This is a genomic window from Flavobacterium sp. HJJ (genome assembly GCF_015351475.1).
In the GTDB taxonomy this organism is placed as follows: Bacteria; Bacteroidota; Bacteroidia; order Flavobacteriales; family Flavobacteriaceae; genus Flavobacterium; species Flavobacterium marginilacus.
This window is the reverse complement of the sequence record NZ_JADKPR010000007.1, coordinates 1-12052: the sequence shown is the minus strand read 5'-3', so window position 1 is coordinate 12052 and position 12052 is coordinate 1. Positions and strand designations below refer to the sequence as shown.

Genomic DNA, 12052 nt, shown 5'->3' with positions numbered 1-12052 from the left:
CGGGTTAGTTGTAATCTTAAATTTCAGGACAAGTGTCTTTTTTAGTTTCAAGATCTTTTGACACTTTATACGCTATGTACGTGAGGCTGATGATGATTGTCACCAGAATTGCTGTGATATAATTTTCCATTTTTATTTTCGTGATTATGAATTACAGCTACTGGTTTTCCAGTAACTTTTTCTTGTAAATATTGGAATACGATGAATAAAACCGGGATGATCAACAGCCCTAGAATTACTCCCGAAACCATTCCGCCCGCAGCTCCAATACTGATGGAGTGGTTACCCTGAGCTGACGGACCTTTGGCACTCATCATCGGAATCAATCCAACTACGAAAGCCAGTGATGTCATGATGATTGGACGCAGACGCAGTTTCGCAGCATCTATCGAAGCTTTGACTAATGCCTGTCCTGATTTTCTTTTCTGTACGGCGAATTCCACGATCAGAATTGCATTCTTGGCGAGCAGTCCGATGAGCATTACCAAAGCAACCTGTACATAAATGTTGTTTTCAATTCCGGTTAATCCGATTGCCGCAAATACTCCAAAGATTCCGGCTGGGATCGATAAGATTACCGCTAAAGGCAGAATGTAACTTTCGTACTGAGCGGCAAGCAGGAAGTAAACGAATATCAGACACAATAAGAAAATAGTTGTTGATTGTCCTCCCGAAGAAATCTCTTCGCGGGTTTGTCCCGAAAATTCATAACTGTAGCCTGCTGGTAATTGCTGGGCTGCGACTTCTTCGATTGCTTTGATGGCATCTCCGGAACTGAATCCAGGTTTCGGAATAGCATTCACCGAAATAGAATTGAACAGATTGTATCTCGAAGCGGTTTCCGAACCATAAATACGGGATAGTTTTACCAAAGTATTTATCGGAACCATTTCGCCGTTTTTATTTTTTACAAATACACGGTCAATCGCCGATGGATCGGCTCTGTCGGCAATATCGGCCTGAACAACGACTCTGTAATATTTTCCAAATCGGTTAAAGTCGGATGCCTGCGCGCTTCCAAAATACGCCTGCATCGTCTGTAGAATGTCTTTTACTTTTACGCCTAATTGATCGGCTTTTTCATCATTAATATCCAATTGCAATTGAGGATAATCGGCTTTGAAAGAGGTAAAGGCTACAGCAATTTCAGGACGTTTCATTAATTCGCCAATGAACGTTTGAGAAATACCACTAAACTTATCCAATTTACCACCGGTTTTGTCCTGCAGTACCAAATCCAAAGCTTCCACATTACTAAAACCTGGTACGGTTGGGAAACTAAATACAAAGAAACTTCCATCTGAAATAGCGCCTAATTTTCCTTGTACATCGGCCATTATTTCGTTGATATCTTTGATTTTTCCGCGTTCTTCATTTGGTTTCAGCAGTACAAAAACCACTGCCGATGATGGGCTGGTAGAATTCGTTAATAAGTTGAAACCTGAAATGGCAGTTACAAATCGTGATGATTCCAAACCTCTCAGTGTATTCTCGGCTTTGGTCATTACTTTCTGCGTTCCGTCTAATGAAGTTCCGGATGGTGTATTCACTGCAATAGCAATAAATCCCTGATCTTCTGTTGGAATAAATCCTGACGGAGTTGTTTTTACCATTACAATCGTTGCAATTGTAATTAAAGCCAGACCTCCTAAACTTACCCATTTGTTACGGATTAAGAATTTCAGTCCGCCAACGTAACGATTCGTTAAAGCTTCAAAACTATTATTGAATCCAGTAAAGAATTTCTCTTTGAAACCTTGTTTAGCGTAAGGAATATTTTCGCCGTGAGCACCGTGATTATCTTTTAAAAATAAAGCGGCTAGGGCAGGACTTAAAGTCAACGCATTTACTGCAGAAATAACAATCGCAATTGCCATCGTGAAAGCAAACTGACGATAGAAAAGACCTGTAGAGCCTTCCATAAAACCAACTGGCAGGAATACCGCAGCCATTACCAGCGTAATCGAAATAATCGCACCCGTGATTTCATGCATTGCTTCGTGTGTGGCAATTTTTGGAGACAGGCGTTTATGTTCCATTTTGGCATGAACCGCTTCAACAACCACAATCGCATCATCGACGACAATACCAATTGCCAGAATTAATGCAAATAATGTCAATAAGTTAATCGAAAATCCGAACAGCTGCATAAAGAAGAATGTTCCTAAAATCGCAACCGGAACCGCAATTGCCGGAATCAATGTAGATCTAAAGTCCTGAAGGAAGATAAAAACCACGATAAATACCAGTATAAAAGCTTCTAATAAGGTATGTTCTACCTGCTCAATAGACTGATCCAATGATACTTTTGTGCTGTAGAATATATTGTGTTTTATTCCTGATGGGAAATCTTTCGAAGCTTTAACCATCAGTTTATTAATCGCAATCTGAATATCATTGGAGTTGGAACCTGCCAGCTGAATCACACCAATAACGATTCCTTTTTTACCATTTAAACGTGTTAAACTGTTATAAGAATAAGCACCAAGTTCCACTCTCGCCACATCTTTCAGGCGGAGTACAGAGCCATCGGCATTGGAACGAATGGCAATGTTTTGATAATCTTCTGGTTTGGTTAGTTTTCCTTTGTATTTAATAACGTATTCGAAAACTTCGTTGCTTCTTTCTCCAAATTTACCTGGCGCAGCTTCAAGACTTTTGTCCTGAATGGCAGCCATTACTTCATTTGGCGTAACGTTATGCGTTGACATTTGCGTTGGATTCAGCCAAACTCTCATTGAGTAATCTTTTACACCACCAAAAATACTGGCAGCACCAACTCCCGGAATACGTTTAATTTCTGGTATAATATTAATTTGAGCATAATTGGCAACAAAAGTCTGATCGTATTTGGCTTCATCATCAGTATACATTCCGATGGCCATGATAAAACTGTTCTGCTGTTTGGCAGTGATAATTCCCTGCTGCACAACCTCCGCAGGTAATTGACTTGTAGCCTGAGCGACTCTGTTCTGAACGTTCACCGCAGCCTGATCAGCATCGGTTCCTAATTTGAAGAAAACGGTGATGGCTAATGTACCGTCATTACTGGCAGTGGAACTCATGTAAGTCATATTCTCCACACCATTTATAGATTCTTCCAATGATGGTGCCACCGAACGTAAAACCGTTTCGGCATTCGCTCCTGGATATACTGCAGTCACTAAAACCGAGGGAGGCGCAATGTCAGGAAACTGTTGTAAGGGCAGTTTTGTGAGTCCCAGTACACCTAATATCACCAGTAAAATGGAGATAACGGTTGCTAGTACGGGTCTTTGTATAAATATTTTGAACATCTTTGTAAAAATTATTTTTTGTTAATGATTTGAGCAACTTTAGTATCTTTTTTTTCTGGCTGGATCAATTGTCCTTCCTGAAGTTTGTCGATACCGCTTAATACAATCTGGTCGCCCGCTTTTATACCGTCTTTGATAAGATAATTGGTGCCGCTTTTTCCGATAACATTGATAGGCATTTTGGTAACTTTATTTTCTTTGCTTACTGCAAAAACAAATATTTTATCCTGCATTTCGATAGTAGCCGACTGCGGAATCAAAATTGCATCGTCGTGTTCTATTCCTAAACGGATTTTTCCTGTATTCCCGGAACGTAACGTTTTGTGCGGATTGAAGAATTTGGCTCTAACCGTAATAGCTCCAGTAGTTTTATCAAACTGCCCGTCGACCATATCGATTTTTCCCGTTTGCGGATAAGCGCTGTTATCGGCTAATAGTAATGTAACCGGAGGCAGGTTTTTGATTTTATCTCCAATGCTGTTTCCTGCATATTGTGATTTGAATTTGATGAAATCCGTTTCACCCAAAGAGAAATAAGCATAGACTTCGTTAACATCCGAAAGTGTTGTCAATGCTTCAATATCATTGGCAGAAACTAAGCTTCCTTGTTTTTTAGGCAGTCTTCCGATGTAACCGTTTACTGGAGCTGTAATATTGGTATATCCTAAATTAATTTTTGCCGATGCGGCTATCGCTTTGGCCTGTTCAATATTAGCGGCAGCAATTTTCTGAGAAGCTTTGGCGGTTTTCAATTGATAATCTGAGACTACTTTGTTTTGAACTAGCGGAGTCAGTTTATCTACTTCTAATTGAGCGTTGATATAAGCCGCTTCTGCAGCATGAAGACTGGCCAAAGCAGTATTTAATTGCTCACGGAAAGGACGTTCATTGATTTTGAATAAAGCCTGTCCCTTGGTAACATACGCGCCTTCATCAACCAGGACACGGTCTAAGTTCCCGCTTACCTGCGGACGGATTTCTACATCTACAGTTCCTTGTATAGCAGCAGGATATTCAGCATCGGTAGTGGTGTTTTCAGTAGTTACTGCCATAACAGGCAGAAGGGGAGCGGGTGCGGCAGCGGGCGCTTGGGTTTTATCTGCACAGCTGATTAAAAATGCTGCCATTAAGCTTAAAAGGGTTATTTTTTTCATAGTTGTTATTTGATTAAAGTTGGTCTTCGAGAGTGCGGGTATTTTTGGAATAATCGTTTCAGAATTCATGATGTTTGTTAGTTAAAGGTTATTGTTTCTGTGAATTGCCTTTCTGAAATAAACGTTTCAGAATCAAAGCTGTAATTTAAAAAATGGTATGCGTATTGGGAATTATTATCTGAAATAAACGTTCCAGAATTTAAGAAAAAAAGAGGAAGCTATTTAAATATATTTTTAATCAGGAATTCTGACATTTTTTTGATTTTGATTGGATTTTGATTGACGATGTATGATTGCTTCCAGCCTGTAAAGGAGGTTGCAATATACTCAGCCATTAATGAGGCATCTTCTGAATTGTCCATTTCACCATCATCCATAGCTTTTTGAACTATTGTAGCCATAAATTCAATGAAAATATCATTTTGTTTACTCATTACATTTCGTACTATGCTGTCATCTGGAGCAATTTCGAAAATCGTTTTCATTCCCAAACATCCTTTGTCACACGATACAATCCAATCTGCTTTATCTGTAATAACTTTCAGCAATGCTTGTTTGGCGGATGTTTCCTTGGCGACTTTTTGTTTTAATTCACACATGGCATTATCAAAATAATTGCCAATGCATTTCATAAATAACTGATGCTTGTCGCCAATAGTGTTGTATAAACTGCTTCGGTTGATCTGCATAGCATCCACTAAGTCCTGCATAGAAGTAGCATTATATCCTTTTTCCCAAAAGACATTCATTGCTTTTTCAATTTTTTCGACCTCGTTAAATTCTACACAGCGTGCCATAGCATTTTAATTTCACTCTGCAAATGTAAAACTATTTTTGAAACAAGCGTTCCAGAATGGATATTTTTTTAGAATTTTTTTCAAAAGGCCTATTTTGCTAAGTATATTGTACTTGATATTATTGGAAGATTATTGGTTTTGTAGTTTTTGGTATTTTTACAATATGAAAAGGCTGTGTCATTACACTGGTAACATCACCAGTCAATAAATTGGCAACAGTTACAATTATATTGTTTTGATGTTCAGCAATATTTGTAATATCAATACTGTGACCTCCATTTCCATAGATTTTATCAAAAATGGCTATTACAGTGTATTTACTAAAATCAATATTTGTCTCACTAAAGCTGTTTGTAACATTATTTCTTGTATTCATTTGCTGCATGAGCTGTGTCCAATCTGAATTTGAATTTATTATTAAATTTTGTTGATGTATTTTTTCATCTCCATTACCATACAGTATGTATTTCCGAATGGTTATTGGATTGATTGAGCTTCCAGCAGTTTCATTATCGATGTTGTAAATTAATGCTGGTTTTCCATTTACGCAGTCCACTTTGGAAGGCTGAATAGCAACATCACAAGTTGAGAAAATCCCCCATTTTTTATTGTACGCTGCTTGTGCTTTGGTGTAACTTTCTACTTTTTTAAGGAATGCGGGAACATCAATTTTCAAGGAATATGGAATAAAACCAACAGAACCGCCGCATGCTTTTGATCCAATCGCTGTAAAAGTCCATTCTGCGGGATTAGTGCATGGAGTAGTATTGGCCATCGAAGCGGTAATAATTTCGCTGTACGCTTTGGATAGGTTTTCCTGGTCTGATTCTTGTGTCGAAGAGTTATCATTATCGCAGTTGAAAAAGAAGATACTAACTGCAATAAATAAGAATTTTATATTTTTCATAGCTGGCTGTTTTGTAAATAGATGCTCTTTTTAATAATTGGTTGCGTTAGTAAAAAAAAGAAATTTTAATCAGTTTTATCTATGTGATATGTTTATAGCTGCTCTGGAGCTTTCGTTTGCAACAATTATTTACTTGCATTTGAAAAAAAACTATGCGGTTTTTAAAGTGCGGTTCCTTATTAATTGGCAGCCAAAGCGGGTTTCAGTTTCATTTAACCCGCGCTGTAAATACTGCGATTCATCTTTTAATTTTAGTAGGCAATCGCCGCAAGGCAGGCACTTCAATAGGTGATCAAATGAGCGCCAGCGACGATAAATTCAAAGATATTGAAAATATTATACTGTTACTATGATTTTTAATATTTACTTTATCGATTTCGGGACAAATTGTAATGTTATAAAAACTATAAAGCTTCATATAAAAGGATTTCAAGTCGTAAATTTGTGACAAATTAAATGGAATTTTATGACGGTACTTACTTTTACGTTAATAATGCTTTTTGGTGCTTTTCTAGCTGGTTTTATAGGTTCATTATCCGGGCTTGGCGGAGGAATTATCATCATACCATTATTAACAATAGTACTTGGCGTTGACATTCATTATGCAATCGGTGCCGCTTTAGTTTCTGTAATTGCCACTTCTTCCGGATCTGCAGCTGCTTATGTAAAGGAAGGAATTACCAACATGCGCCTTGGCATTTTCCTCGAAATTGCCACTACACTTGGTGCTATAGGCGGTGCATTGCTTTCTGCTGTTGCACCAACCTCATTCATTGCCGTTTTATTCGGATTAACATTAATTTTCTCTGCGATAAACTCTTTACGAAAAAAAGAAGAGCATATCGTTTTGGAATCTAGTCAGCTGGCAGGTAAGCTTCGGCTAAATGGTACTTATCCTACGCATGACGGTGAAGTTGTTTCGTATGGAACCAAAAATGTAATTGGCGGTTTCAGTATGATGGGGCTTGCCGGAATGATGTCTGGATTATTAGGAATTGGTTCAGGTGCTTTTAAGGTAATTGCAATGGATAATATTATGCAGATTCCTTTTAAAGTTTCTACTACAACCAGTAATTTTATGATGGGGGTTACCGCAATGGCAAGTTCAGTAATTTATATTCAAAAAGGGTATATAGAACCGGGAGTTTGTATGCCCGTTGTTATTGGAGTATTGTTTGGCGCTATGGCCGGAGCAAAAATATTAGTAAAAACTAACCCTAAAAAACTTAGAATATTTTTTGCCTGTTTAATTTTTGTATTGGCAGTAAATATGATTTATAACGGACTTAATGGAAAAATCTAGAACCATGAAAAACGAAAAATTTGGAGAGAAGGAGTTTCAGACGATTGTTGGAAATTTACTGCGTTATGGGGTTTGGATCTCATTGTCAGTTGCCTTTATTGGTGGAATTATTTACTTAATAAATCATGGGAATACAATTGAAAATTATTCTGTTTTTCATGAAAATGACACTAATATATTCAAATTAATTGCCAATGTATTTAAAGGAGTTGTTCAAGGCGAGGGCGAATCTATTATATTTTTCGGCATCGTATTGCTGTTTCTTACCCCCGTATTTCGTGTAATACTTTCACTTTTTTCATTTTTATTGGAGAAGGATTATTTGTACGTTGTTATAACACTAATCGTAATTGCCATAATTATAGGAAGTATTACACTGGGATTTTCGCATTAAAGCCAATACTTTTACCAAGGTATCATCTGTGTCCTATTTTTTTTAGATGTGTCCAGACGGCAAGACATAAATCCTCTTTGCGGCGATTCAGATTCCATATCTGTAAGGGTGGATGGATGCGGAGTGATTCCGTTCAACACGAGTTTTATTGTTTGTGCTGCGCACGCAACGAAACTCTAGCAGTTGGCAGTAGTTTTTATTTTTCGATATCTAAACTATAAAACTCTCCGAAATCTTTGCATTTTATAAATATTTCGTTTGGCAAGCCATTTTTTAAATTTACGACTGTTACTGCGTTGCAATCGCAATTATCTTTTTTATTGTATGCAAAATATAGTTTCCCATTTTCTAATTTGTCTGGAATTTCATAACTCATACTTAATCCATAATTTCCATAATACGTGTTATTTTGATTGAAAATCAGTATTCTAGTTGTTGCTCTATGTGATAAACCCCAGAACCAAATGGAGTTCATCACTTTGAATGTTTTTCCATTTTTTGTTTTTACTTTTCCTAAATATGTTAAGTGAGTTTCGGTTCCTCCTTTTTTTGACCATTTACCAAAGGTATAAGTCTTATTGGGAAGATTACTTCTAAGAACTGTTTGTTGTATCGAATTGTCATTTGTTTGTCCTTTAGAAATCATGGAAACAAATAACACTAAGAATTGTGTAATATATTTTTTGTGCTGTCTCATAAAATTACTGCCTACCTCCTGGGGCTACAAGAGGTTTGGGGTTAAATTAAGCCTTATTTTCGGATTTACCTAAAATTTCCCAGATACCTCCAAGAAATTGGATTAGGAAAGTTTACTTAGCCTAATCTTAAAGTAAATTATGGATAGTCCAAGATGTGTAAAGAGCTTTTGGATGATGATTTGCGAACCGCCGAGTACGTGAAGGTAAGCTCGGTGGTGTGAGAGGCGCACTCCGTTCCGTTGGGGCGGAGCCGTCTACTCGATTATGTGTGGGCTATTTAACGGAAATTGTAATTTCCACCGTGAATTTTCCGCGCTTTTATTATAAATTCCAATTTCCACGTTTCTAAAGTTAAATATTATTTTTTTAAATGATGTTGACAGAAGTAATTTTATATTTATTTAAACCAAATATTGTCGTTAGTTAATTCATTAACTGGAATATTAGAAATCTCTTTACCGTCTTCTTTTATAACTTTTAAAATGTCTTTAATAATAAGATAAGTATATTTTGGCATTGAATTGTCACAACTTATGTTTTCACTTTGAATAGTAAATTTTAGATTTTTTGTCGAAATTTTTTCAAACCTATATTCAATGCAGTTATTGGAATTTAAGTTAATTCTTCCAAGAAAATAAACATAATTATCATCAATAGAATAAGTCCAAGAAGAATAAATATCTCCAGATTTATGGAACTGAGGAACAACCTTTTGTGTTTTTTCTTCTTGTAAATCAAGTACTTTTAGTTGTTGAGGAAGATTATGGTCAGAAAAAGTTTCTACTATTACATATTCTTGACAATAGATTGATTCACAAAACAACAAAATTAGGATTGACAAAAATATTTTCATTTCATTGTAATTTTTAAGTTTCTACTGGTAAATCCAACTTTAAAAACTTTGATTTAGAATTTTTCTGCGGGTAGAAATATTTATTTTCAACTGTAATTTTTCTGCGTATTTTCTGATTTTAGCTCACACATAACGTTTGGCTAGTAGGCGATGGTCGGGGTTAAGTAAGCGTAATATTTCGGTTAATCACTATTTTTCCAAGTACAAAACTATTTTTAAATTAAGCCTAATTCCCGACTATTGCTTACTAGCTGTTAGGCACAGTAAGTTTACTTCTTTTTCGGTGACAATTTTTTTGGTGTAATTTGTTCTGAGATTTCAATTGCTTCTTCAATTGCTTCTTCAATCGCTTCTTCTTTTTCTTCTTGAATATTTTTATTCTGGCTTTCTTGAAACATTAAACTAGGCCATATTTTATGCAATGCCTTTTCAAGAAATTCAGTAATTTGAATACAACATTCATAAGATTGTAAAAAGTATTGGATATCAACAGGCAAATGTTGTCCTGATTCTACTCGTGCTAATGTATCTGCTTTCGATGTATAAATATCATTAGCGATTCCTCTATTATGAATATAAATATCGCGCGTCGCTTTGACTTCAATGAATTTATGAAATGAAGGTTTTTCTAATAAATTTACACCTATGAGTTTGTGAAATTCATCTGCAAAATCTTTTGGTGATTTATATGCTAATTCATTTATAACCGTATTTACTAAATGAATTTTAACTTCTTCTAAAGATTGTGCTTCTAAAACAAGTTCGTAATCTAATTTTCTCTTATTTGATATTTTCATTGGAAACTCAATCAAAGTTTCACGGATGATATCACCAAATAAAGACTCAATAGTTGTTACCAATTGATATAAACCGTTAATTGGCAGTTGGGTTAAACCAAGATATTGATATCTTCGAATTAAATATTCTTTCGAATACTTGTGAGTTGAATTTATTGGTGTATTGTCAGCTTTATAACCAATCGGATATGTTATTTCTATTTCTTCCTCTTCGGATTCATTTATAAGATGGATATATCTATCAAATGATTGATAAGTTAATTGTGCAATTTCACCTTGCTGAAAAAGATTACTCCTTGCATCACTTACTTTTTCATACAATTTATCTCCAAATGTTTCCATATTTCTGTGTCTTATTGTGCCTAACTACTATATAAGCGAAACAAACCTTCGTATATACACCCCTTTTTGGGTAGATTGGCGAATGTTTGGCTTTTCTTAGCTTTTTCCAAATATATTAAAATTTTGTTGTTAGCTGGTTTTTTTCTTACAGTATTTACTTATTTAGGATTCATTTCCCTAAAGGTTTCGAGCTGAATTTCCATCTTCTGGATCAGAGCGTCTTTCTGAGCCAGTTCCTCTTTCAGGCTTTTTTCAAGTTTGGTTTCAAAACGATAGGGCAGGTATTCACCCAATTGGGCAATAAAATTGTGTTTCATGATTATGCTCAGTTTCCATAAAATGGCAAACTGCAATGAATCTCTTTTGTAATAATCGTTCAATCCGGTTGTTAGTATCTCTAGCGCACGAGCTACATCGGCTTTCTTGATTTTATTCTGGAGAATGTGGTAATGAATAAAATTACCTATTGAGGGATAGGTTTTCCCGAGATCTTTCTTGTATTTGCGGTTATTGGTTGTCATTTTTTCTGTCTTTATCGTTATTGAATTTCTTTTAATGGTGCTAAAACAGGTGTTAATCACTAATACTATTGGTTATAAATACCTTTACTATTAGGGTTAAACACCAATACTATTAGTGTAAATCACCTATTCTATTGGCTTTAATAACCAATACTATTGGTGAAAAACACCTGCTCTATTGGCTTTTAACACCTGTTTTATTGGTGCTTAACACCAATAATAGAGGTGTTTAACACCTCTACTATTATGGTTTAACACCTGTTTTTTGTAAATTACGACTATTATGGAGCAGGTTGCTGCAGGTGTTTGGTGCAAAAAAAATGCCCCTTTTGGATATAAAGAGCCAGTATGTATTGTGAGAACAAAACGCATTAGGGCATAGGTGCTGACACTGGTGCTGTGGTTACGGCATATTCATTTTGTAAATTTTAACATCAGGCTAAAACCAGACGCAATTGATTTTATCATAAATAATGATAACCAATACATTAATCATTTATATAATAATTGAACTCAGGCTGCTACAAAAACAATCAAGCTATAAGACTAAAATGTAAGCAGGAAGCCCAAGCCGAATTTCGGTTTGGGCTTTGTTCTTAGATTTAACTATTTATGACTATCTGCAAAGCACACTAAATGTTTTTTTTGCCACAGATTATACAGATTCTCACAGATTTTACATGTGTTTTTTAGAAATCTGTGTTAATCTTTATAATCTGTGGCCAATTTTATCGATTTGGTATTAGTCACGGATAGTCATATTTTTTTAAATATAATCTCGCAGAGACGCAAAGAAAGCAGATTTTGACTTTGCGCCTTCGCGTCTCTGCGAGAGCAAATTAAAGTTAAGAGTTTTTTTGACCTCAGTGAGGTCTAATGTTTATATAAATAATCATGACTATTCGCAAAGCACACTAAATGTTTTTTGCCACAGATTTCAAGAAAGTGGTGTGACTTTGACAAAGAGTTGCTAACTTGTGTAAGCGTGTG

Annotated in this window: 10 protein-coding genes; 2 read left to right on the top strand and 8 right to left on the bottom strand. The window is 35.7% G+C overall.

Annotated features, from left to right (window positions below):
- Positions 1-65 precede the first annotated feature (65 nt).
- The 4 genes from IRZ80_RS07355 to IRZ80_RS07340 all read right to left on the bottom strand — a co-directional run bounded on the left by IRZ80_RS07355 (position 66) and on the right by IRZ80_RS07340 (position 6154).
- Positions 66-3296, bottom strand: coding sequence for an efflux RND transporter permease subunit (locus IRZ80_RS07355; protein ID WP_194640914.1), 3231 nt, complete (start codon positions 3294-3296; stop codon positions 66-68).
- A gap of 11 nt (positions 3297-3307) precedes the next feature.
- On the bottom strand, positions 3308-4450 hold the full coding sequence (locus IRZ80_RS07350) for an efflux RND transporter periplasmic adaptor subunit (protein WP_194640913.1): 1143 nt from the start codon (positions 4448-4450) through the stop codon (positions 3308-3310).
- A gap of 218 nt (positions 4451-4668) precedes the next feature.
- Complete coding sequence (locus tag IRZ80_RS07345; protein ID WP_194640912.1) at positions 4669-5247, bottom strand: TetR/AcrR family transcriptional regulator; 579 nt, start codon at positions 5245-5247, stop codon at positions 4669-4671.
- Between the two features lie 118 nt (positions 5248-5365).
- Positions 5366-6154, bottom strand: coding sequence for a protease complex subunit PrcB family protein (locus IRZ80_RS07340; RefSeq protein ID WP_194640911.1), 789 nt, complete (start codon positions 6152-6154; stop codon positions 5366-5368).
- 466 nt (positions 6155-6620) lie between these two features.
- Between IRZ80_RS07340 and IRZ80_RS07335 the strand changes: the two genes are divergently transcribed.
- Positions 6621-7457 carry a sulfite exporter TauE/SafE family protein gene (locus IRZ80_RS07335; protein WP_194640910.1) on the top strand — a complete coding sequence of 279 codons (837 nt, stop codon included), beginning with the start codon at positions 6621-6623 and terminating at the stop codon, positions 7455-7457.
- 4 nt (positions 7458-7461) lie between these two features.
- Complete coding sequence (locus IRZ80_RS07330; protein WP_228520833.1) at positions 7462-7851, top strand: DUF1634 domain-containing protein; 390 nt, start codon at positions 7462-7464, stop codon at positions 7849-7851.
- A 196-nt stretch (positions 7852-8047) separates the two neighbouring features.
- Here the strand turns inward: IRZ80_RS07330 and IRZ80_RS07325 are convergent, their stop codons facing one another.
- The 4 genes from IRZ80_RS07325 to IRZ80_RS07310 all read right to left on the bottom strand — a co-directional run bounded on the left by IRZ80_RS07325 (position 8048) and on the right by IRZ80_RS07310 (position 11062).
- Complete coding sequence (locus tag IRZ80_RS07325; RefSeq protein ID WP_194640908.1) at positions 8048-8548, bottom strand: hypothetical protein; 501 nt, start codon at positions 8546-8548, stop codon at positions 8048-8050.
- A 398-nt stretch (positions 8549-8946) separates the two neighbouring features.
- On the bottom strand, positions 8947-9402 hold the full coding sequence (locus IRZ80_RS07320; RefSeq protein ID WP_194640907.1) for a hypothetical protein: 456 nt from the start codon (positions 9400-9402) through the stop codon (positions 8947-8949).
- A 269-nt stretch (positions 9403-9671) separates the two neighbouring features.
- Positions 9672-10541 (bottom strand): hypothetical protein, encoded by an 870-nt coding sequence (locus IRZ80_RS07315; protein ID WP_194640906.1) that lies wholly within the window; start codon positions 10539-10541, stop codon positions 9672-9674.
- A 158-nt stretch (positions 10542-10699) separates the two neighbouring features.
- Positions 10700-11062: a transcriptional regulator gene (locus IRZ80_RS07310; RefSeq protein WP_194640905.1), complete on the bottom strand. Its 363-nt coding sequence runs from the start codon at positions 11060-11062 to the stop codon at positions 10700-10702.
- Between the last annotated feature and the right edge of the window lie 990 nt (positions 11063-12052).

Bases quoted from the DNA above. Each gene is read 5' to 3' on its own strand.
- IRZ80_RS07315 (WP_194640906.1), bottom strand. From the start codon at position 10,541: ATGGAAACATTTGGAGATAAATTGTATGAAAAAGTAAGTGATGCAAGG.
- IRZ80_RS07350 (WP_194640913.1), bottom strand. From the start codon at position 4,450: ATGAAAAAAATAACCCTTTTAAGCTTAATGGCAGCATTTTTAATCAGC.
- IRZ80_RS07355 (WP_194640914.1), bottom strand. From the start codon at position 3,296: ATGTTCAAAATATTTATACAAAGACCCGTACTAGCAACCGTTATCTCC.
- IRZ80_RS07330 (WP_228520833.1), top strand. From the start codon at position 7,462: ATGAAAAACGAAAAATTTGGAGAGAAGGAGTTTCAGACGATTGTTGGA.
- IRZ80_RS07340 (WP_194640911.1), bottom strand. From the start codon at position 6,154: ATGAAAAATATAAAATTCTTATTTATTGCAGTTAGTATCTTCTTTTTC.
- IRZ80_RS07345 (WP_194640912.1), bottom strand. From the start codon at position 5,247: ATGGCACGCTGTGTAGAATTTAACGAGGTCGAAAAAATTGAAAAAGCA.
- IRZ80_RS07310 (WP_194640905.1), bottom strand. From the start codon at position 11,062: ATGACAACCAATAACCGCAAATACAAGAAAGATCTCGGGAAAACCTAT.
- IRZ80_RS07335 (WP_194640910.1), top strand. From the start codon at position 6,621: ATGACGGTACTTACTTTTACGTTAATAATGCTTTTTGGTGCTTTTCTA.
- IRZ80_RS07320 (WP_194640907.1), bottom strand. From the start codon at position 9,402: ATGAAAATATTTTTGTCAATCCTAATTTTGTTGTTTTGTGAATCAATC.
- IRZ80_RS07325 (WP_194640908.1), bottom strand. From the start codon at position 8,548: ATGAGACAGCACAAAAAATATATTACACAATTCTTAGTGTTATTTGTT.